Here is a 21,055-nt window from a genome sequence, read left to right on the forward strand (position 1 = left end):
GCGATGATCGTGAGAACCTTGCGGGCCGGTGCCTTGAGCCTGCTCATCGCCGGCGCGGGCCTCGCCGAGGCGCCGGCCCGGGCCGAGACCATCACGGTGACGCATTGGGGCTCGGCCTTCTACGGCGCGCCCTACGCGGTGGCGCTCGAGAAGGGCTTCTTCAAGAAGCGCGGCCTCGACATCACCGGCTTCCTCACCTCGGCGGGCGGCGGCACCTCGGTGCGCAACACGCTCGCCGGCGAGGTGCCGTTCGGCGAGGTGGCGCTGCCGGCCGCCATCCTGGCGATCCAGTCCGGCCAGCCGATCAAGATCATCAGCGGCGGCGTCGAGAGCGTCGAGGACATCCTCTGGATCACGCAGCCCGACGGCAAGGTCGGCTCGCTCGCCGACCTCAAGGGCAAGAAGGTCGCCTACACGGCGCCGGGCTCCGTCACCAACATGATCATCCTCAACTGCCTGCAGAAGGCGGGGCTGGAGCAGAAGGATTTGCAGCTCGTCGCGGCGGGCGATCTCGGCGCCAACCTGTCGGCGGTGCTCAACCGCGCGGTCGACGCCGCGATGTCGGGCGAGCCGCTGTGGTCGGGCAACCAGGGCAAGGTCAAGGCGGCGTTCTGGGCCAAGGACTGCATGAACCCGGCGCTCACCCAGACCGTGGGCATCACCACGGCCGAGTTCGCCAAGACCGGCGGCGACAAGCTGCGCGCCCTGATCGAGGCCCGGCGCGAGGGCGTCGCCTACATCAAGGCCCATCCGGACGAGGCGGCCGACATCGTCGCCAAGGCCTATAGCGGCGACCCGAAGATCTTTCGCGAGGTGTTCAAGCACTTCGTCGGCTTCGAGTATTTCGGCGACGGCCGGCTGCACTACGACAACATGAACCGCATGCTCGACGGCATGAAGCTCGTCGGCCGCCTCAAGGGGCCGGTCGAGTGGGGCCAGGTCGTCGACACGTCCTTCCTGCCGAAAGACCTGCAGGCCTCGCAGTAGGGAGCCGTCATGGCCGTCGTTGCCCTCAGCGCCGATCCCCGCGGCATGCCCGCTCAGACCCGCGAGGTTCACGCCGCCCTGCGCGGGGTCACCCGCGTCTACGGCCGGCTCGCCGCGCTGGGCCCCCTCGACCTCGACCTCGTCAAGGGCGAGTTCTTCTCGGTCGTCGGCCCGTCCGGCTGCGGCAAGTCCACCCTGCTCGACGTCCTGTCCGGGCTCGGGCGGCCGAATGCCGGCAGCGTGACCTTCGAGGGCGCGCCGGTCGCCGGCGTGCCGGACGGGGTCGGCATCGTGTTCCAGGAGGACGCCTCGTTCCCCTGGCTCACGGTCGCCGACAACGTCGCCTTCGGCCTGCGCCGGGCCGGCACCGATCCGGCCGAGATCGCCCGCCGGGTCGATTACGCGCTCGGCTTCATGGGGCTGACCGACTTCGCGGGCGCCTACCCGGCGCAGCTGTCCGGCGGCATGCGCCAGCGGGTCTGCATCGCCCGCACCCTGGTCACGCAGCCGCGCCTGATCCTGCTCGACGAGCCGTTCGGGGCGCTCGACCAGCAGACGCGCCTGCTGATGGGCGACGAGCTCCTGCGGCTGTGGCGCGAGACCGGCGCCACGGTGCTCCTCATCACCCACGCCCTCGACGAGGCGGCGATGCTGTCCGACCGCATCGGCGTGATGTCGTCGCGGCCCGGCCGCTTCATCGAGATCGTCGAGACCGGCTGGCCGCGCGAGCGCGACAGCCGCATCGTCGCGGAGGAGCGCTTCGGCCACGTCACCGCCCGGCTGTGGTCGCACCTGCGCGAGGAATCGCTGAAGGCGATCGGCAAGAAGAGCGTGCCATGACGCGGGAGCGTGAGGTGATCATGACGCGGGAGCGCGCCGTCACACTGACCCGCATCGCCTGGATCGCCGGCTTCGTCGTGCTGCTCGAGGCCGTGTGCCGCCTGCACCTCGTCAACCCGCTGACCCTGATCCCGCCGAGCGAGATGGCCACGACCCTGTGGGGCATGCTCGCCTCGGGCGAGATCGCCGGCGACATCGCCCGCACCTTCTCCACCGTGGCCATCGCCGTGGTGCTGGCGGTGGCGATCGGCTTTACCCTGGGCGTCGCGATCCACGCGCTGCCGCGGGTCCGGCAGGGCCTCGATCCGCTGCTCGCCTCGTACTACTCGATCCCGACCTTCGTCTTCTACCCGCTCTTCGTCGCCATCTTCGGGCTCAACAGCGTGCCGCTGATCGTGCTCGGCATGGCGTTCGGGGTGCCGGCGATGATCCTCGCCACCCTCAACGGGCTCGACCGGGTGCCGCGGGTGCTGATGCGCACCGCCCGGTCCTACCGGCTCGGGCGGCTCGCCACCCTCGCCCACGTGGTGATGCCGAGCGCCCTGCCCTACCTGCTCACCGGCGTGAAGCTGGCGCTCGCCTACGCCTTCATCGGCATCATCGCGGGCGAGTTCATCCTGGCCGATGCCGGGCTCGGCCACGCCATCGCCTACGCCTATGACGGCTTCGAGAACCGCACGATGTACGCCCTGATGCTGTTCGTGCTCGTGGTGGTCACGGGATTGAACATGACCCTGCACGCCTGGGAGGGCCGCCTGATGCGCCGGCGCGCACGCGCATGAGCGGCTCCGCCGCGCTCCCCGCCACCGGCCCGCGCGGCCCGTGGCTCCTCGACGGGCTCGTCACCGTCCTCGTCCTGCTCGGCCTGTGGCAGGGGCTCCACGCCTATGCCGGCGAGGCCGCGATCGCCTCGCCGCTCGCGGCCTTCCGGCACCTGTCGGGCCTTCTCGCGAGTGCCGGCTTCTGGTCGCATGCCGGCGCCACGCTCACCGCCTTCGCGGGGGCGCTCGTGATCTCGGCGCTGCTGGGCATCGGGCTCGGGCTGGTCCTGGGCCTGCGCCGTTTCGCCGGCGAGGTCGCCGAGCCGATCCTGGCCGGCCTCTACTCGATCCCGAAGGTCACGCTGTACCCGGTGATCCTGCTGGTCTTCGGCCTCGGCCTCGGCGCCAAGGTGGCGTTCGGGGTGATCCACGGCGTGATCCCGATCACGCTGTTCACCCTGACGGCGGTGAAGGGCATCAACCCGGTGCTGATCCGCACCGCCCGGGCGATGCGCCTGAGCCAGGCCGCGACGATCCGCACGATCCTCGCCCCCGCCGTGCTGCCCGAGATCGTGACGGGGCTCAGGGTCGGGTTCTCGCTGACGCTCCTCGGGGTGCTGGTCGGCGAGATGTTCGCCTCGCAGAAGGGGCTCGGCTTCCTGATCGTCAACGGCATCAGCCTGCACAACGTCAAGCAGACGACCGCGGTGATCCTGATGCTGGTGATCGTCGCGGTGGCGGCGAACGGCGTGCTGCTGTGGCTCGACCGCCGGTTCATCCACCGCGCCGCCTGAGCGCAGCGCCCGACCGCGCAGCCTCCCGGAACACCGGTCCCTGGTAGCCACCATCTGCATACAGCTTCAGCAGGAACGGATGGAGACTAAACAGCGTCGCCATGACCCATACCCTGCCATCACGATCCTGCATGTCATACGGCTTCCGCTTGATCTGTTCGGAAAAATGTAGAGCGCGTCTCCCCTCTCCAGGCGATGCCGGGCAAGCCCGGCATCGCCTGGAGAGGGGATCCCGCGCCCTGCTCGTCTTGGAATGGATCAGCCGGAAGCCGTACCAGCCGGATGTACCAGAGCGCGCATCAGCAGATCTCGCGTATCGACGAGGAGACGGCGCTTCCTACCCTTGATATTCTTGCTCGCATCGTAGCCGGACGGGTCGATCCTGCGCCCCTTTTTCTGCGCTCTTGACGCTTTGGCTGTCGATGATCGCTGCGGTAGGAATGACCTCACGTCCTGCCTGTTCGCGGCAGAGGACGGAGAGGGCGTGATGGATGCGCAGGAGGGTTCCGTCATTTTTGGGACGAAGCGGTTTCCACTTCGTCCGAAAATGCTCGAACCTCGCAAGTCGAACTGGGCTCAGGGTGCCCGGTAGCGCGCCTCCCGTGCGTCCCAGGCCTCCTTGTCGACCGCCCGCTGGCGCTCCTCGAACGAGGCGAGGCGGTCGGCCACCTCGGCGAGCGAGCCGTCGCGCTTGAGCGCGCCGAGCACGTCGAAGGAGGCCTTGAGCGCCGCCTGGAGCGCCGCATTGGCGTAGAGGACGATCGAGAAGCCCATCCCGGCCAGCCGCTCGCGCCCGGGATCGGGCGTGCGCCCGCCGAACACGATGTTGGCGACCTGCGGCACCGGCAGGTCGCGGGCGATGCGCGCCAGCTCCTCGACCGAGACCGGCGCCTCGACGAAGGTCGCGTCGGCCCCGGCCTCGACATAGGCCTGCGCCCGCGCGATCGCCCGGTCCAGGTCCTCCACCGCCCTCGCGTCGGTGCGGGCGATGATCTGGAGGTCGCCGTCGCGCCGCGCATCGACCGCGGCCTTGATCTTCTGCACCATCTCGCCGGGCGGAATCACGTCCTTGCCGGTGAAGTGGCCGCACTTCTTCGGGAAGACCTGGTCCTCGATCTGGATGCCGGCGGCGCCCGCCCGCTCGAGCAGGCGCACGGTGCGCACCATGTTGACGGCGTTGCCGAAGCCGGTGTCGGCATCGACGATGATCGGCAGGGTCACGGCGTCCGCCACCGCCGCGACGGCGCTCGCCACCTCGGTGACGGTGGTGAGCCCGATATCCGGGGCGCCGAGATGCATGTTCGCGACGCCGGCGCCGGTCACGTAGACCGCCTCGAAGCCGAGATCCTCGATGACGCGGGCAAACAGCGCGTTGGCGGCGCCCGGCACGCTCACCGCCTCGCGGCGCGCCAGGATCGACTTCAGGGTCTCGGTGGCTCGCATCGTCTCGCCCGTCCTCATATCGGCGGCATCGCCCCCGCTCCGGGACGCGGGCCGGTCGCCCGGCGCCGCCCCGCGCGAGGAGGCTTCGCGAGCCGCCCCGGCCTGTCAATCGCGGCCGGAACGCGGCTCCCGTTCGCTCCGCGCATGCGGCATCCGGTGCGCCGGGCCGGCTTCGTTCCGGCACCGATTGACAACCCGCATCCCCGATGCAACTTTGTACGGACATACAAACAAATAGGGAGGAGCGCGGTGCCAGATGCCCGCCATTCCGCCGCGAAGGCGGACCGAACGGAGCCGCCCGGCGAGGGCCTGCTCTCCGGGCTCCGGGTGCTCACCTTCGAGCAGTTCGGCGCCGGCCCCTACGGCTCGATGTTCCTGGCCGATCTCGGCGCCGAGGTGATCAAGGTCGAGAATGAAGCGGCCGGCGGCGACGCCTCGCGCCAGATGGGCCCGCACCTGCTGGGCGGGAACGACAGCCAGTATTTCCAGACCTTCAACCTCAACAAGAAGAGCATCGCCCTCGACATCAAGACCCCGGCCGGCCGGGAGGCCTTCCGGCGGCTGGTGGCGAGCGCGGACGCGGTCATCAACAACCTGCGCGGCGACCAGCCGGGCAAGCTCGGGATCGACCATGCGAGCCTGAGGGACGTGAATCCGCGGATCGTCTGCCTGCACATCTCGGCCTATGGCCGCGACAACGCTCGCCGCGACTGGCCGGGCTACGATTTCCTGATGCAGGCCGAGGCCGGGCTGATGAGCCTGACCGGCGAGCCCGACGGGCCGCCCGCCCGGATGGGCGTATCGATGATCGACTTCATGACCGGCATGACCGGGGTGACGGGGCTGCTGGCCGCGGTGATCCGGGCCCGGGCCACGGGGCGGGGCTGCGACGTCGATACCTGCCTGTTCGACGTCGCCCTGCACCAGCTCACCTATCCGGGCACCTGGCACCTCAACGAGGGCGAGGTGCCGGCGCGGCTGCCGCGGGGCTCGCACCTCGCCCGCACGCCGGTGCAGACCCTGCGCACCGCCGACGGCTGGATCTTCGTCGGCTGCATGATGGACAAGTTCTGGGACGCGCTCGTCGCCGGGCTCGGCCGCCCCGACTTGGCTGCCGATCCGCGCTTTGCCACCGCGGGCGCCCGCCGGGACAACCGGGACGCGCTGACGGCCGCCCTCGACGATGTCTTCGCGACGAAGCCGACACAGGCCTGGCTCGAGATCCTGTCCGGCCGCCTGCCGGTGGCGCCGGTCCACGACGTGGCGCAGGCGCTCGCCAACCCGTTCGTGGCCGAGACCGGCATGATCGCCCGGATCGACCATCCGGCGCGGCCCGGCCTGCGGGTGCTGGCGAATCCCCTCAAGATCGACGGCCACCGGCCGGCGGCCGCCCCCTGCAGCCCGCTCGGCGCGGATACCGGCGACATCCTCGGACTTGCGGCGGAGGCCGTGGCATGAAGCTCACCGGTCTCAAGGTCGTCGATCTCTCGGTGTTCCTGCCCGGTCCGTACCTGACCATGGTGCTGGCCGACCACGGCGCCGAGGTGATCAAGGTCGAGCCCCCCGGCGAGGGCGATCCCGGCCGCGCCATCGGCCCGGCGGACGGGCCCTCGACGGTGTTCTTCCGCAACGTCAACCGCGGCAAGCGCAGCGTCGTCCTCGACCTCAAGTCGCCGCAAGGCCGCGAGGCGCTGCTGGCCCTGTGCGCGGAGGCCGACGTCTTCGTCGAGACCTTCCGGCCCGGCGTGGTGAAGCGCCTCGGCGTCGATTACGAGGCGGTGCGGGCGCGCAATCCCGGCATCGTCTACTGCGCGATCAGCGCCTTCGGGCAGACCGGGCCCTATGCCGGAATGCCCGCCCACGACCTCGCCACCGAGGCGCTGGCGGGCTCGATCGGCATCACGCTGGGGCGCGACGACGCGCCGGCGATCCCCGGCATCCCGGCCGCCGACATGCTGGCCTCGCTCCACGCGCTCTCGGGCGTGCTGATGGCGCTCCTGCGCCGCCAGCAGACCGGGCGGGGCGACTACATCGACGTCTCGATGCACGAGAGCGTCCTCGCCTCGATGCCGAACGTGCTCGGGCCGGCGCTGGCAGAAAACCGCCACGCCAACCCCAAGCACGAGCGCAGCATGGGCGGCTCGGCCTTCTACCAGGTCTACGAGACCGCCGACCACCGCCACGTGGTGCTCGGCGGCCAGGAGATCAAGTTCGTGCGCACCCTGCTCGGCAAGCTCGGCCGCCTCGACCTCGTGCCGCTCTGCGAGGCGGGCCCCGGGCCGCACCAGGCGCCGCTGATCGCTTACTTGCGCGAGGTCTTCCTCACCCGGAGCCAGGCCGAGTGGGTGGAGTGGTTCCGCCCGCTCGACGTGTGCTTCGCTCCCGTGAAGACCCTGCCGGAGGCGCTCTCCGACGAGCACGCGCTTGCCCGCGGCATGATCCTCACCGACGCGGCCGGGCGGCGCCACGTCGCCCCGGCGATCCGCTTCCGCGACGAGCCGCCGGAGCCGCGCCTGCGCGAGCCGGCCCTCGGCGAGCATACCGGCGCGGTCCTCTCCGGCCGGCCCGCGACCTGACATCCCCCCCCACCGAGGACGACGACCCATGCCGAGCGCGACGATCAACGGACACCGGATGCACTACGAGGTCCACGGCACGGGCGAGCCCGTGATCCTGTCGGGCGGCTGGGGCACCTTCTGCCACGGCGGGGAGCGCCACCTGCCGCAGGGGCTCACCGAGCGCTACAGCGTGGTGATCTTCGACCATCGCGGCATCGGCGAGTCGGACGACGACCTCTCCGTTCCCGCCACCACCGCCCTCTACGCCGAGGACGTGATCGGGCTCTCCCAGCATCTCGGCATCGCGCAAGCCCACCTCGTCGGGCTGATCGGGATGGGCGCCTGCATCATGCAGGAGGTGGCGATCCGCCGGCCGGAGCTGGCCCGCTCGATGGTCAATACCGGTGCCTGGATCGCGGTCGACCGCTTCCTCGCCGACCAGTTGCAGATGCTGCTCGACGTCCACGCCGAATCCGGCTTCCTGACCTTCCAGAAGGTCGTCTCGCTGCTCTCCTTCGAGCCGGACTACTACGCCCGCACCATCGACCGGCTGCTCGGCGAGACCGGCGTCTGGAGCGAGCTCAACGGCCGCGTCCCGGCCCATGCCCGCCTGATCGAGGCCTGCCTGGCCCACGACGCCCGCGACCGGGCGGGCGCCATCCGGGCCCCGACCCTCGTCCAGCATGCCGGCCTCGACCAGGTGACGGGGCCGCGCACGACGAAGCCGATCGAGGCGGCGATCCCGAACGCCGAGGGGCTCGACATGCCGCTCGCCGCCCACGTCATCGCCGGCTCGACGCGCAAGGCCGAGTTCGCCGACGCGCTGCTCGGCTTCCTCGCGCGGCACTAGAGCATTTTCCGACGAAGTGAAAACCGGTTCATCGCAGAAAATGTAATAAAACAAAGACTTAGAGAGCTTCGCGATTGCAGCGCGATCGTGAAGCGCTCGAGCGACACCCGAGACAGACGGCCGCCAAAGGCCGCGTCACCAGGAGGAAACCCCATGGCCCACATCGTCAATGCGGGGGCGCGGCTCGACCGGCTCCCGGTCTCGCGCTTCCACTGGCGAATGCTCTGGCTGATCGCCGCCGGCGGCTTCGTCGACGCCTTCGACGTCTACCTCGCCAGCAGCGTCGTGGCGGCGCTGGTCAAGGACGGCTTCGCCACCCTGCCGCAGGGCGCGCTGTTCGTCTCGAGCGGCTTCTTCGGCATGCTGATCGGGGCGGCCAGCTCCGGCTATCTCGGCGACCGCTACGGAAGGCGCTTCTCCTACCAGACCAACCTGGCGATCTTCGGCCTCGCCTCGCTCGCCGCGTGCTTTGCCCCCAACATCACGGTGCTGACGCTCTGCCGCTTCGTGATGGGCATCGGGCTCGGGGCCGAGCTGGTGGTGGCGGCCGGGACCTTGTGCGAGTTCATCCCGCCCTCGCATCGCGGACGCTGGGGCGCGCTGCTCGGCATGCTGATCAATGTCGGGCTGCCCGCAGCCAACGCCGCCGGCTACTTCCTGATTCCCCAGTTCAGCTGGCGGGTGATGTTCGTGCTCGCCGGGATCGGCGCCTTCGGGGTCTGGATCCTGCGCAAGCAGATGCCGGAATCGCCCCGCTGGCTCGAATCCCGCGGCCGGCTCGACGAGGCGGAAGCGACGCTTTCGAAGATCGAGGCCGAGGTGGCGGCCGAGCGGGGGGCGCTGCCGGCGGTGCCGGTCACCCGCGACCTGCGCCAGCCCGGGATGCCGATGCGGGCCCTGTTCTCGCGGGCGCTCGGAGGGCGCACCTTCGTGGCGGCGCTCTCGCACGTCGCGATCAACATCGCGGTCTACGGCATGATCGCCTGGATCCCGACCTTCATGGTCAAGCAGGGCCTGTCGGTGGTCCAGTCCCTCGGCTTCACCACCCTGATGACGGTCGGCGGGCCGTTCGGCGCCCTCGTCGGCTTCCTGCTGGCGGACCGGCTGCCGCGCAAGGCCTCGATGGTCGGCGCCTGCGCCGTCGTCGGGCTGTTCGCCCTCCTCTACCCGCAGACGACCGACCCGGCGGCGGTGACGGCGGTCGGGTTCGGGCTGGTGAGCGCGATCTACTTCCTCGTCGCGGTGGCGTTCTACTCCTACGGCCCGGAGCTGTTCCCGACGGCGCTGCGCCTGCGCGGCGGGGGCTTCGCCAATGCCTGCGGCCGGCTCGCCTCGATCACCATGCCGTACGCGGTGGTCTGGCTGTTCACCGCCTTCGGCGTCTCGGGCGTCGTCGGGATGGTCGTGAGCGTGCTGGCGCTGCTCGCGGTCAGCGTCCTGCTCCTGCCGGTCGAGATGCGGGCGAGCTCCCTCGAGGAGGCCGAGAGCGAGGGCGCACCCGATCCCGTCCGCGGCCTCGCCCGCGGCCGGCTCGCCTGACCCTGTTCTCTCCGGAAAGGATTCTTGTCATGCATCCCTCCTACGTCGATCTCTTCACCCGCCGGGTCGCCATCGATCCGCGCCGCACCGCCCTCGTCCCGGTCGACCTGCAATACGCCTCCGGCAGCCGCGACCACGGCCTCGGCGCGCTGCTTGCCCGCGAGGGCCGGCTGCACGAGGCCGCCTATCGGTTCGACCGCGTCGACCACGTGGTGGTGCCCAACACCCGCCGGCTGCTCGACGGCTTCCGGCATGCGGGCGCCCGGGTCGTCCACGTCACCCTCGGCTGCGAATTGCCGGACTTCTCCGACGCGCCGCCCAGCACCGCGGCGTTCTTCCGCGCCACCAACAACACGGTTGGCACCCGCGAGCACGAGATCGTCGACGCCCTCGAGCCGCTCCCGGGCGAGCTCGTCATCAACAAGCGCACCCAGGGCGCCTTCGCCTCGACCGGCATCGAGGGCGTGCTGCGCTCCCTCGGCATCGACACGATCGTGGTGACGGGCGTCTCGACCAACAACTGCGTCGAGACCACGGCGCGGGAGGCCTCGGACCGCGGCTTCGGGGTGGTGATGGTGTCGGACGCCACCGGCACCTGCAGCGAGGCGATGCAGGAGGCGACCCTGCGCGGCTTCTCGCGCCTGTGGGGCCGCGTCGCCGACACCGCCGAGGTGCTGCGCGAGATCGCCGCCGCGCCGGGCGCCCGCGCCGCGGCCTGAACCCGTCCCGGGGGCGCCCCGCCCCCGGGACGCGACACCGGCCTCATGGAACCGGGGCGCCCGGCGGAGGCTTCGAGGCCCATCGCCGGCGCGCCCCGCGCCGCCCTGCACGGAAGATCCCATGCCCCAGCTCGCTCCCGCCGACGTCGCCATCCTCTTCGCCGACCTTCAGGACAGCATCGTCGGCCACGCCGCCACCGCCGACGAGGCCGCCCTCCGCAAGTCGGCCGGGGCGCTCGCCGGCGTCGCCCGCGACCTCGGCCTGCCGGCCTTCGCCTCGGTGGTGCCGTTCGGCACCGACGACCCCCGGCCGATCGCCGAGATCACCGCGATCCTGCCGGACATCCCGGTCCTCAAGCGCGGCGGTCCCGCGGTCTTCGCCCACCCGCCTTCCCGCGACGCGCTCATCGGCACCGGCCGGCGGGTGCTGGCGATCGCCGGGGTGGCGAGCGAGGTGGTGGTGCTCCACGCCGCCCTCGCGGCCCGGGCGGCCGGCCTCGACGTCCACGTGCTCCTCGACGCCGGCGGCGGCTTCTCGGACCGCACCGAGGCGGCGGCCCTGCGCGAGATCGAGGCGGCGGGCGGGATCACCAGCTCGGTCGCGAGCTTCGCCACCCGGTTCGCCGACACGTTCGACACGAGGGAGGGGCAGGCGGCGATGGGGGCGCTGGTGCGGTTGATGGGGTGAGGGGGTGCCCCTCGAGCCCCGTCGATCGAGATGTTCCCGGACCAGGATGAAGCGCGGGCTTTCTCCTCTCCCCGCGGGCGGGGAGAGGCCTTCGCCCCCCCTGTCGGGGGCGAAGGGAGCGGAGGCGAAGCCGGAGCGAGGGTGAGGGGGTGTCTCCGGAAGAGCCACATCCGGCACCTCCCCCTCACCTTCGGCTACCGCCTCGCCGTATCCCTTGAACAGGGACACGGCCCTCTCCCCGCCCGCGGGGAGAAGGGAATGCGCACCCTCGTTCTGCGAATTGTCCAGATCCCTGAGAGCGAGTTCAGCCCGCGACCCGCAAGACCACCACCCGCAGCGGCTGGCGCAGGACGAACCCGCCTTCCCCCCGCGCCGCCTGCGCGCGGACATCCTCGCCGATCGCCGCGCGATCCGCACGCGCCGCGGCCGCGCGTCCAGGGTCGCCGGCGGTGACCCGGGCGAGGAAGGCGTCGAGATCCGCGAAGGTCTCGACACGGTCGACGACCGTGTCCCGCTCGATCGCCACCACGCCGTCGGCCGCAAAGGCCGCGAGCGCCGCCGCCGCCTCGGCGCGGATCGCGGTCTCGTCCTCGATGCGGCGCATCGCCCGGAAGAAGCTGCCCTCGGCCAGGGGCTCGACCACCACGATGCCGCGGCCCGGGCCGGTGACCCGGGCGGCCTCGCGCAGGGCCGCCCCCATGCCGGGGCCGGGGACGTGGTGCAGGGAGTTGACGAAGACCGCGCCGTCGAAGGTGCCGTCGGCCCAGGGCAGCGCCTCGGCCGCGCCGGGGCGCAGGTCGGCCTCCGGCAGGCTCGCCCGCGCCTGCGCCAGGGCCGTCGCCGACGGATCGAGGCCCGCGACCGTGGCGCCGCGGGCGGCGAGGGCGCGGGCGAGCGCACCGGCGCCGCAGCCGATATCGAGGAGGCGCCGGCCGGGGAGCGGCGCGAAGGCCTCGGCGATCAGGTCGAGGGCGGTGGTCATGCGCCTCGAGCCGAAATCATCTGAGCCAGAATCGCTTCGGCCTGGAGCAGGATCGGCCGGTCGACGAGCTTGCCGTCGACCACGATCGCCCCGGGGCCGGTGGCGCTGGCCTCCACCACCCGGCGGGCCCAGGCGATCTCGTCCTCGCTCGGCGACAGGCCGGCATTGACCGCCGCGACCTGGGACGGGTGGATGCAGAGCTTCGCCCCGAAGCCGAAGCTGCGCGCCCGCGCCACGTCCTCGGCGAGCACGTCGTCGCGCTTCACCGCGACGGTGACGCCCTCGACCGGCGCCCGGAGCCCGGCGAGCACCGATTCGAGCACCAGCTGGCCGCGGACGAAGTCGAGCTCGCGGCCCTGGCCGCGGATGCCGGTCTCGGTGCAGAAATCGACCGACCCGAAGGCGAGGCGATCCAGGCCCTCCGCCCCGGCGAGCGCCCGCAGGCCCGCGATGCCCCGCACCGTCTCGACCAGGGCGACGATCGTCCGCTCGGGCGCCAGGACCGCCCGCAGGGACCGGATCTGGTCCGGCTGTTCCGCCTTCGGCAGCATCAGCCCGGCGAGGCCCGGCAGGCCGGCGAGCGCCGCGACGTCGTCGGCGTGCCAGGGCGTGCCGGCGGCGTTGACCCGCACCATCGCGGCGCCGGGCGCGGCGCGGGCGAGCCAGTCCGCCAGCGTGTCGCGCGCCGCAGCCTTGGCGTCGGGCAGGACCGCGTCCTCGAGGTCGAGCACCACCCGGTCGGCGCCGCTCGCCAGCGCCTTGTCGAAGCGCTCCGGGCGGTCGCCGGGACAGAACAGGTAGCTGCGCTCACGCCTCATCGGTTTCCTCCTGCCTGGATCGGGCCGCCGGGCGCTCGCGCCGGAACACCGCCGAGTAGCTGAACCGCTCGGCCGGGTGCACGCTGGTCGCGACCTCGATCACCTCGGCCCGGCGGTTGAGGTAGAGCCGGCAGATCCACAGGGCCGGCGCGCCGGGCGCGGCGCCGAGGCGTTCCGCCTGGTCGGGCGTGAGCACCACCGCGCGGATCTGCTGCTGCACCTCCGCGACGCTCTCGCCGAACTGCTCCTCCAGGCGCACGTAGACCGGCACGGTCGAGCGCCCGCCGACCTCGCGCACCGCGCGGAAGGCCGGATGGATGTAGATCTCGGTGACGCAGAGCGGCGCCTCCGCCTCGCCCTCGCGGTGGCGCAGGCCCCGCATGTGCAGCCAGGACTGCCCGACGGGCGCCTGGGCCAGCGCCGCGATGTCCTCGGCGAGCGGCGCCATCTCGACGTCGAGAATCTCCAGCACCGTCTCGGCGGTGTATTGCTGCAGGTCGTCGAGGCCCTGCATCACCTGCCGGTAGGCGGTGCGCGACTGCGCGCTCAGCACCCTCGTGCCGACCCCGGCCTGCCGGCTGACGAGGCCGAGCTCGACGAGGCGCTTGATCGCCTCGCGCACGGTGAAGCGGCTCGCCCCGAACTGCTCGCACAGGGCGAACTCGGTCGGCATCAGGGCACCGACCGGGTAGCGGCCCGATTCGATCTCGCTGATCAGGGTCTGGGCGAGCTGCAGGTAGCGGGGCTGCGGAGCGATGAGGGCCATGGGACCGGGGATTGGGGGAAGCGGGATGACCGCGGGTGAGGTCGCGATCATCACATATGATGGCGGTCGCGTCTGTCATCTCCCCGGCGGTGCCGTTGGTGAGGGTTGCGAGCGGATGGGCCGGCGCTTCGTCAGATCGTGGGGCGCGGCTGCTGCGGCTTCCGCATGATCCGTTCGAATGAAGGTTGGACGCGCCTCCCCTCTCCCGTGTGGGAGAGGGGCCGGGGGTGAGGGTGCTACGGTTCCGCAGAAGACGCTGACAGTCCCGCTGTCAGCACGACGGTCACAGTTCCACACGGAAGCGTGTCACCCTGCGCGATCTTCGATCGCCCCTACCCCTCTCCCACTGGGGAGAGGGGATCCCGCGATCTCCCGGTCCCGGCGGCTCGTCCCCTCACCGCACCACCGCCCGCTCCCGCAACCCCCGGATCGCCTCGCCGGAGAACCCGGCCCGCCCCAGCACCGCGTCGGTATCCTGCCCGAGATCCGGCGCCGCCTTGACCGGATGGGCCGCACCCGCGACCCGGACCGGCGAGGCGATGCCGCGGATCGCGCCGTGGCGGGGATGGGCGAAATCGAGGACCCGCTCCTGCTCGTGGACGAAGCCGTTCTCGAGGGCCTCGCGCACGTCGTGGACCGGCGCCACCGGCACCGCGCCGCCGAGGATGTCCATCCACTCGGCGGTGGTGCGGACCGAGAGCGCGGCGTCGATCGCCGCGTTGACCCGCGGCCGGTTGGCGAGCCGCGCCTGGAAGGTCGCGAAGTCGGGATCCTCCAGCCATTCCGGATGGCCGACGCGCTCGGCCAGGATCCGGAAGAACTTCTCCTTCTGGCACATGATGAAGATCCAGCCGTCCCCGGTGCGGTAGAGCTGGCTCGGGGTGAGCGAGGGGTGGCTGGAACGGGGCTCGCGGGTCGTGACGACGCCCTTGTTGAGGTACCACGACCCCACGTAGCAGAGGTTGTGCAGCGCGACGTCGAACAGGCTGACGTCGTAGTCGCGCCCGCGCCCGGTGCGGCGCGCTTCCACGACACCGGCGAGCAGCGCCATGGCGGCGGTGGTGCCGGTCATCAGGTCGATGATCGACAGGCCCATCCGGGCCGGCGGGCCGTCCGGCTCGCCGGTGACCGAGAGGTAGCCGGCCTCGGCCTGCATCAGGTAGTCGTAGCCGGGCCAGGCCGCCCGCGAGCCGGTGCGGCCGTAGGCCGAGAGGTGGACGCAGACCAGCGCCGGGTTGACCGCGCCGAGGCTGGCGAAGTCGAGGCCGAGTTTGGCCGGCAGGTCGCCACGCAGGTTGTTGAACACCGCATCCGCCCCCGCCGCCAGGGCGCGCAGGACCTCCCGGCCCTCCGGCGCCTTGAGGTCGAGGGCGAGCGAGCGCTTGTTGCGGTTGAACGCCTCGTAGAAGTGGCTGTCGCCCGGCTCCAGGAAATGGGGACCGACATGGCGGCCGATATCGCCGCCATCCTGCAGGTTCTCGATCTTGACGATCTCGGCGCCGAGATCGGCGAGGTGCTGGGTGCCGAACGGCCCGGCACCGTACTGCTCGACCGACAGCACCTTGAGGCCGGCGAGCGGCAGGGCGGGCGAGGGACCGGAGGCGGGTCCCGCCTCGGCGGCGTGGTCGGGCTGGAGAGCCTGCGCCGCCCCGACCGCGAGATCGTCGTGCAGGGCGTCCATCAGACCGGGTTCCTCTCGACGAGCTGCTTGGCGATGATGATGCGCTGCATCTCGTTGGTGCCCTCGCCGATGACGAGGAGGGGGGCGTCGCGGTAGAGCCGCTCGACGTCGTATTCCTTCGAGTAGCCGTAGGCGCCGTGGATGCGCATCGCCTCGGTGGCGTTCTCGACCGCGGCCTCGGTGGCGAAGTACTTCGCCATGCCGGCCTCCATGTCGCAGCGCTCGCCCCGGTCGAAGGCCTCGGCGGCGCGGTAGGTCAGGAGCCGGGCGGCCTCGACCCGGGTCGCCATCTCGCCGAGCTTGAGCTGGATCGCCTGGTGCTCGCAGATCGGCTTGCCGAAGGTCTTGCGCACCTGCGAATACGCCACCGCCTCCTTGAGCGCCGCCTGGGCGACGCCGACGCCGCGGGCCGCGACGTTGATGCGGCCGAGCTCGAGCCCGCCGAGGATCTGCTGCAGGCCCCGCCCCTCGGCGCCGCCGACCACCCGGTCGACGGGCACGCGGTAATCCTGGAACGAGATCTCGCAGGTATCGATGCCCTTGTAGCCGAGCTTCGGCAGCTTGCGGCTGACCTCGAAGCCCGGGCCCTTCTCGGCGATGAGGAGGCTCATGCCCTTGTGGCGCGGGTTCGCCGCCGGGTCGGTCTTCACCAGAAGGGCGAAGGTATTGCCGTAATAGCTGTTGGTGATCCAGGTCTTGGTGCCGTTGACGACGTAGTCGTCGCCGTCGCGCCGGGCGGTGGTGCGGATCGCCTGGAGGTCGGTGCCGCAATCGGGCTCGGTGAGCGCGATGCCGCCGCGCAGCTCGCCGGTGGCGAAGCGGGGAAGATAGGCTTCCTTCTGCTCCTGCGTCCCGTAGCGCTGCACCGCCATCGCCATGATCAGGTGCGAATTGACGATGCCGCTGATCGACATCCACACCGCCGACATCCGCTCGATGATCTTCGCGTAGGTCGCGGTCGAGAGGCCCAAGCCCCCGTATTCGGGCTCGATCAGGCAGCCGAACAGGCCGAGCTCCTTCATCGCCTCGACCATGGCGGCCGGGTACTCGTCCCGGGCCTCGAGGTCGTGGACGTAGGGCTTCACCTCGGTGGCGAGGAAGCGGTCGACGGAGTCGAGGATCAGGGCGTCCTCGTCGAGGTGGTCGGCAGGCGTCTTCATGTCCATGACGGCAATCCTTCTCGGACGAATTCAGGCGGGGCGGCGCAGGCCGGCGGGGGCCGGCGCGGGAGCGGGCTCGGCATCGGCCTCGTCGAGGGAGAGGCCGCCGGTCTCGACCCGCAGCAGCAGGATCGCCGCGCAGAGCAGCACCAGCATGCAGGCGACCATGCCGAGCACGCCCGGCAAGCCGAAGCGGTCGAACAGGGCGACAACCAGGAACGGCGTCGCGATCGAGGTGGCGCGCCCGCACATGCCGGCGAATCCGGTGCCGCGCAGGCGCAAATGGGTCGGGAACAGCTCCGGGATGTAGGCGTAGAGCCCGAGCGTCACGAGCGTGTAGATGCTGGTGACGAGGGTGAATCCCACCACCGTGATCGCGACCGGCTCGCGCAGGGTGGCGTAGACCGAGCCGAGCGCCATGATGGCGAGGCAGGTGCCGACGAGCGAGCGCTGGCGCGAGACCCGGTCGCCCAGGCCCATGCCGACGAGGGCGCCGGCGACGCTGCCGAGCGACATCAGGGTGGTGAAGCCGAGCGAGCGCACCACGCTCATCCCCTGCCCGACCAGGAAGGTCGGCAGCCAGGCGACGAAGCCGTAGACCGCGACGTTGACCGCCATGCAGGTCAAGGCCGCCGCCACGCTGCGCCCGGCCATGCCGGGGCGGAACAGGGCGGTGAACGGCACCGCGGGCGCCTCCAGGCTGCGCACGGTCGCCACGGGCGGCAGGGTGCGGCCGGCGCCGACCTCCGCCTCGATCGCCCGGAGCGTGCTCTCCGCCTCCTCGCGCCGCCCGACCGCCTCGAGCCAGCGGGGCGATTCCGGCATCTGCTTGCGCATCACCCAGATCGCCAGGGCGCCCAGGCCCGCGATCGCGAACATCGCCCGCCAGCCGAGGTTCGGGATGACGAGGTAGCCGATGCTGGTCGCGAGGAAGAGCCCGGAATTGGTGAGGATGCCGAGGATCGCGATCCAGCGGCCGCGATAGGCAGGCGGCACGAACTCGCAGAGCGTGCCGGCCGCCACCACCAGCTCGGCCCCGAGCCCGATGCCCATGACGAAGCGGCAGAGCGTCAGGATCTCGATGGTCGGGGCAAAGCACGCCGCGATCGAGGCGAGCCCGAACAGGCCGAGATTGAACTGGTAGGAGACCCGCCGTCCGTAGCGGTCGCCGACATAGCCGGCGAGGCCGGCGCCGCCGAGCATGCCCGCGAAGGTGACCGCCACGAAGGTGGCGTTCTGGGCCGGCGTCGAGAACCCCTCCTGCAGCATCGCCGCGATCACGCCGCCGGCGAGGTAGATGTCGAAGGCGTCGAGCGCCGCGCCCGCGCCGATCAGCCCGAGGATGCGCCAGTGGAACCGGGCGATCGGGAGCCGGTCGAGGCGGGCTCCCGCGTTCACGATCGGTGCCTGGACGATGGATGGCTGTGCCATGGAACCGCGTCCTCCCTGGAACGCCCGGCCGTTCTCGGCTCGGGTCCGATGCGGATCTCGGGTACGGGTCTCAGGCCTCGCCGACGCCGTGGCCGCGCTTGGGCACCAGCGCGCTGCGGACGAAGTCCATCACCGGCGTGCCGTCCTGCTTGAACGCCCGGGTCTTGACCGTGACGATCCCCTGCGTCGGCCGGGAGCGCGACTCGCGGGTCTCCAGCACCTCGGATTCGGCGTAGAGCGTGTCGCCGGGGAAGACCGGCCCGGTGAGGTTGATCTCGCGCCAGCCGAGATTGGCGATCGCCTTGCCGCTGACGTCGGCCACCGTCATCCCGAGCACGATGGCGAGGCTGAGCCCGCTATTCACCAGCGGCTTCCCGAACTCGCTCTTCTCGGCGAAGGCCCGGTCGCAATGCATCGGGTGGAAGTTCATCGTCATCAGGGAGAAGTTGATGTTGTCGCTCTCCGTGATCGTGCGCCCGGGGCGGTGCTCGTAGACGTCGCCGATGGCGAACTCTTCCAGGTAGCGGCCGAACGGGGTGACGTGGCGGGTGCCGCCTTCGCGCATCGGATCCTCCCTTATTTGTACGGACAAACTCACAAAATGAGCGACCGGTGTCAAGGGCGGGATGCGGGCGCGGGGTTTTTCGCGTGGCGCATGGCGCGACGCCCGGCGCATCACGGGTTGCAGTCCGTACAGGGAAGTTGATCGAGCAGATTTTCCAGAGAAAATTCGAGACAGCCGGACCTATCTCAGCCATCGGTCTCATCCAGGGAGGCTATTTTCGCAGGATCGTCTGTCAGGAAGCTGGAAGCAGCGGGACATATCCTGGACGCGACCTCATCCTGTGGTGTCGGTCGATTGTCAATCGACCGACACCACAGGATGAGGTGGGAGCGCAGCATATCCCTGATCGTCAAGATCCTGACGACAGGCAAACCCCTCAGACAGGCTCCGATGTGAGGGGATGGGATGGACGAGCCGATGTCGTCCGGGCCGCCGCGACGGCCTCCTCGCCTCCGACCCGCACCAGCAGGTTCGCCATCACGGCGATCCGCGGCCCCAGGCTCGCGAGGTCCAGGTGCTCGTCATGGGCGTGGAGCCCGGCGCCGCGGGGGCCGAGCCCGTCGAGGGTCGGCACACCGAGCGCCCCGGTGAAGTTGCCGTCCGAGCCGCCGCCCGACACCTCCGGCGAGACCGCGACCCCGAGCAGCGCCGCCGCCGCCTGCGCGGCGTCGTAGAGCGCCCGGTCCCCCGCCCCGGTGCGCCAGAGCGGGCGCTCGCTCGCGAGCTCCGCCGTCAGCCGCTCGTCGGCCTCCGCGGCGACGATTCCCTGGATCTCGGCGCGCCGCGCCGCGTCGGCGGCGACGCACAGCATCTCGGCCGCGGCGCGCTCGGGCACGCAATTGACCCAGCGCCCGCCGCCGATCACTCCGACGCTGAGGCTCGCCCCCGTCACGCTGCGGCTCTCGAGCGCCACGATCGCGCGGGCGAGCCGGTGGATCGCCGACACCCCCTGCCCCGGATCGCGGCCGGCATGGGCGGGCCGGCCGCTCGCCGACAGGGCGTAGCGCAGGATCGCGTGGCGGCCGACGACGAGGCCGCCGTTGTCGCGGGCGGGCTCGGGCACGAGCACGCAGGCCGCACCTCGCGCCCGCGCCTCGATCAGCCCGCGGGAGCGGGGCGAGCCGATCTCCTCGTCCGAGGTGATCAGGATCTCGACCGGCCGGGCGAGATCGGGACCGGCCCGGCGCAACGCCTCGAGCGCCAGCACGATCCCGCCCTTCATGTCGAGGATGCCGGGCCCGAAGGCGCGGCTCCCCTCGATCCGCCACGGGTTGGTCCCGAGTTCGCCGACCGGATGCACGGTGTCGAGATGGCCGAGGACCAGGATCGGCGGCCCGGTCAGCGCCCCGCCCCGGTCGTAGCTCGCCCGGACGGCGCCGGCCGCCGCGAGGGCGGGATCGGCGGGCGCGACCGCGAGGCCGTCGGCCGCCAGTTCCTCGCGCATCAGGGCGAGGCCGGCGGCGAGCGCGCCGGGATCGTAGCTCGGCGTCTCGCACGCGACGAGGCGGTGCAGGCGGTCGAGGGCGGGCCGAAGCTCCGCCGGGCCGGGCGCGGGAATCATCTCACAGCGCCGTCGCCGCGTGGGCGGCGATGTCGGCATGCGTGGCGAACCACACGTCGCCCTTCGCCTTGGCGGCGCGGATCAGCTCCTCGACGATCCACAGCCGCGAGCGGTAGCCGATGATGTGCGGGTGCATGGTGAGCTGGAACAGGCCGCCCTCGCGGTAGGCGCCCTCGAACTCGCGCATGAAGATCGCGAGCACGTCCTCGGGCCCGATATGCGGCCGCAACCCCTCGAACCGGCTCATCATGAAGTACGGCGCGTCGTCCCGGATCCACTCGACCGGGATCTCGACCACGCCGGTCCGCTCGCCGTCCTCCATCAGCTCGTAGCAGCTGTCGTCGGCCATCAGCGACGAATCGTACCGCAGCCCCATCTCGCGGATGATCGCCAGCGTCGCGTCCGAATAGTCCCAGGACGGGGTGCGCAGGCCGACCGGGCGCGTCCCCGTGATCCGCTCCAGGGCGTCGGCGCTGCGCAGCATCAGGTCGCGCTCGGCCTCCCGCGGCAGCACCGAGTTCAGCTCGTGGATCCAGCCGTGGATGCCGATCTCGTGGCCGGCCGCCACCACGGCGCGCTGCTCGTCGGGGTAGAGCATCGCCACCACGGCCGGCACGTAGAAGCTCGCCGGGACGTCGTGCTCGGCGAGCAGCCTGAGGATGCGCGGCATCCCCTGGCGGTTGCCGTACTGGCCCCAGGACAGCCGCCCGAGGGACTTGCCGCCGTCGCGCAGCTCGTTGGTCTCGTGGTCGACGTCGAAGGACAGGGCGACCGCGCAGCGCTTGGCCCCGGGCCAGGCCGGCGCCAGGGTGCGGCCGGCCCGGACCTTGTCGACGCGCCGGCGCCAGTGGCTCTCGGGCCATTGCCACGGCTTGAGATCGGAGAGGTCGGTCATGATCGGCGCTCCTTCGC

The 21,055-nt window shown here is 71.4% G+C and carries 20 protein-coding genes and 2 pseudogenes; 10 read left to right on the forward strand and 12 right to left on the reverse strand.

Annotation, left to right across the window (positions count from 1 at the left end):
* Positions 1-3: 3 nt before the first annotated feature.
* Genes A5481_RS02615 through A5481_RS02630 form a run of 4 tightly spaced genes read left to right on the forward strand, consistent with a single transcriptional unit; the run spans position 4 to position 3,382 of the window.
* Entirely contained in the window at positions 4-987 is a 984-nt protein-coding gene (locus tag A5481_RS02615; protein ID WP_048433312.1) for an ABC transporter substrate-binding protein, read from the forward strand.
* Positions 988-996: 9 nt separating this feature from the next.
* Positions 997-1,827 carry an ABC transporter ATP-binding protein gene (locus A5481_RS02620; protein WP_048433311.1) on the forward strand — a complete coding sequence of 277 codons (831 nt, stop codon included), beginning with the start codon at positions 997-999 and terminating at the stop codon, positions 1,825-1,827.
* Positions 1,824-2,609: an ABC transporter permease gene (locus tag A5481_RS02625; RefSeq protein ID WP_197514122.1), complete on the forward strand. Its 786-nt coding sequence runs from the start codon at positions 1,824-1,826 to the stop codon at positions 2,607-2,609. Before A5481_RS02620 ends, A5481_RS02625 begins: the two co-directional genes overlap by 4 nt.
* Positions 2,606-3,382 carry an ABC transporter permease gene (locus tag A5481_RS02630; protein WP_048433310.1) on the forward strand — a complete coding sequence of 259 codons (777 nt, stop codon included), beginning with the start codon at positions 2,606-2,608 and terminating at the stop codon, positions 3,380-3,382. The genes A5481_RS02625 and A5481_RS02630 overlap by 4 nt, the downstream gene beginning before the upstream one ends.
* A gap of 19 nt (positions 3,383-3,401) precedes the next feature.
* On the opposite strand, the pseudogene A5481_RS33230 reads toward A5481_RS02630, so the two are convergent.
* From A5481_RS33230 to A5481_RS02635, 3 genes and pseudogenes are all read right to left on the reverse strand, one after another.
* Positions 3,402-3,518, reverse strand: a pseudogene (locus A5481_RS33230) (IS5/IS1182 family transposase); the annotation flags it as partial.
* A 140-nt stretch (positions 3,519-3,658) separates the two neighbouring features.
* Positions 3,659-3,893, reverse strand: a pseudogene (locus A5481_RS34520) (IS5/IS1182 family transposase); the annotation flags it as partial.
* 65 nt (positions 3,894-3,958) lie between these two features.
* Complete coding sequence (locus A5481_RS02635; protein ID WP_082173047.1) at positions 3,959-4,825, reverse strand: isocitrate lyase/PEP mutase family protein; 867 nt, start codon at positions 4,823-4,825, stop codon at positions 3,959-3,961.
* 249 nt (positions 4,826-5,074) lie between these two features.
* Here A5481_RS02635 and A5481_RS02640 point away from each other — a divergent pair, with 249 nt between their 5' ends.
* From A5481_RS02640 to A5481_RS02665, 6 genes are all read left to right on the forward strand, one after another.
* Positions 5,075-6,283, forward strand: coding sequence for a CaiB/BaiF CoA transferase family protein (locus A5481_RS02640; RefSeq protein ID WP_197514123.1), 1,209 nt, complete (start codon positions 5,075-5,077; stop codon positions 6,281-6,283).
* Positions 6,280-7,401 (forward strand): CaiB/BaiF CoA transferase family protein, encoded by a 1,122-nt coding sequence (locus tag A5481_RS02645; RefSeq protein WP_048433308.1) that lies wholly within the window; start codon positions 6,280-6,282, stop codon positions 7,399-7,401. Before A5481_RS02640 ends, A5481_RS02645 begins: the two co-directional genes overlap by 4 nt.
* Before the next feature lie 28 nt (positions 7,402-7,429).
* Positions 7,430-8,233 carry an alpha/beta fold hydrolase gene (locus tag A5481_RS02650; protein ID WP_048433307.1) on the forward strand — a complete coding sequence of 268 codons (804 nt, stop codon included), beginning with the start codon at positions 7,430-7,432 and terminating at the stop codon, positions 8,231-8,233.
* Positions 8,234-8,386: 153 nt separating this feature from the next.
* Complete coding sequence (locus A5481_RS02655) at positions 8,387-9,772, forward strand: MFS transporter (RefSeq protein ID WP_048433306.1); 1,386 nt, start codon at positions 8,387-8,389, stop codon at positions 9,770-9,772.
* Positions 9,773-9,801: 29 nt separating this feature from the next.
* Positions 9,802-10,491: a cysteine hydrolase family protein gene (locus tag A5481_RS02660; protein ID WP_048433305.1), complete on the forward strand. Its 690-nt coding sequence runs from the start codon at positions 9,802-9,804 to the stop codon at positions 10,489-10,491.
* Positions 10,492-10,612: 121 nt separating this feature from the next.
* A complete protein-coding gene (locus A5481_RS02665) occupies positions 10,613-11,179 on the forward strand; it encodes an isochorismatase family protein (RefSeq protein ID WP_048433304.1) in 567 nt (188 codons plus the stop codon).
* A gap of 304 nt (positions 11,180-11,483) precedes the next feature.
* Here A5481_RS02665 and A5481_RS02670 read toward each other — a convergent pair whose 3' ends face one another.
* The 9 genes from A5481_RS02670 to A5481_RS02710 all read right to left on the reverse strand — a co-directional run bounded on the left by A5481_RS02670 (position 11,484) and on the right by A5481_RS02710 (position 21,038).
* Positions 11,484-12,161: a class I SAM-dependent methyltransferase gene (locus tag A5481_RS02670; protein ID WP_048433303.1), complete on the reverse strand. Its 678-nt coding sequence runs from the start codon at positions 12,159-12,161 to the stop codon at positions 11,484-11,486.
* Positions 12,158-12,979, reverse strand: a complete 822-nt coding sequence (locus A5481_RS02675) for an HpcH/HpaI aldolase/citrate lyase family protein (protein WP_048433302.1) — start codon at positions 12,977-12,979, stop codon at positions 12,158-12,160. Before A5481_RS02675 ends, A5481_RS02670 begins: the two co-directional genes overlap by 4 nt.
* Positions 12,969-13,745, reverse strand: a complete 777-nt coding sequence (locus tag A5481_RS02680) for a GntR family transcriptional regulator (protein WP_048433301.1) — start codon at positions 13,743-13,745, stop codon at positions 12,969-12,971. Before A5481_RS02680 ends, A5481_RS02675 begins: the two co-directional genes overlap by 11 nt.
* A gap of 394 nt (positions 13,746-14,139) precedes the next feature.
* The gene (locus tag A5481_RS02685; RefSeq protein ID WP_048433300.1) at positions 14,140-15,426 is read right to left on the reverse strand and encodes a CaiB/BaiF CoA transferase family protein; all 1,287 of its coding nucleotides are present in this window, start codon (positions 15,424-15,426) and stop codon (positions 14,140-14,142) included.
* The gene (locus A5481_RS02690) at positions 15,426-16,592 is read right to left on the reverse strand and encodes an acyl-CoA dehydrogenase family protein (protein WP_048433299.1); all 1,167 of its coding nucleotides are present in this window, start codon (positions 16,590-16,592) and stop codon (positions 15,426-15,428) included. The genes A5481_RS02685 and A5481_RS02690 overlap by 1 nt, the downstream gene beginning before the upstream one ends.
* A 24-nt stretch (positions 16,593-16,616) precedes the next feature.
* Positions 16,617-18,017 (reverse strand): MFS transporter, encoded by a 1,401-nt coding sequence (locus A5481_RS02695; RefSeq protein WP_048433298.1) that lies wholly within the window; start codon positions 18,015-18,017, stop codon positions 16,617-16,619.
* 70 nt (positions 18,018-18,087) lie between these two features.
* Positions 18,088-18,582, reverse strand: coding sequence for a MaoC family dehydratase (locus tag A5481_RS02700; RefSeq protein ID WP_048433297.1), 495 nt, complete (start codon positions 18,580-18,582; stop codon positions 18,088-18,090).
* Between the two features lie 376 nt (positions 18,583-18,958).
* Entirely contained in the window at positions 18,959-20,143 is a 1,185-nt protein-coding gene (locus A5481_RS02705) for a M20/M25/M40 family metallo-hydrolase (protein WP_048433296.1), read from the reverse strand.
* A gap of 1 nt (position 20,144) precedes the next feature.
* Positions 20,145-21,038: a polysaccharide deacetylase family protein gene (locus A5481_RS02710; RefSeq protein ID WP_048433295.1), complete on the reverse strand. Its 894-nt coding sequence runs from the start codon at positions 21,036-21,038 to the stop codon at positions 20,145-20,147.
* Between the last annotated feature and the right edge of the window lie 17 nt (positions 21,039-21,055).

The organism is Methylobacterium platani, assembly GCF_001653715.1.
Taxonomy (GTDB): Bacteria; Pseudomonadota; Alphaproteobacteria; order Rhizobiales; family Beijerinckiaceae; genus Methylobacterium; species Methylobacterium platani.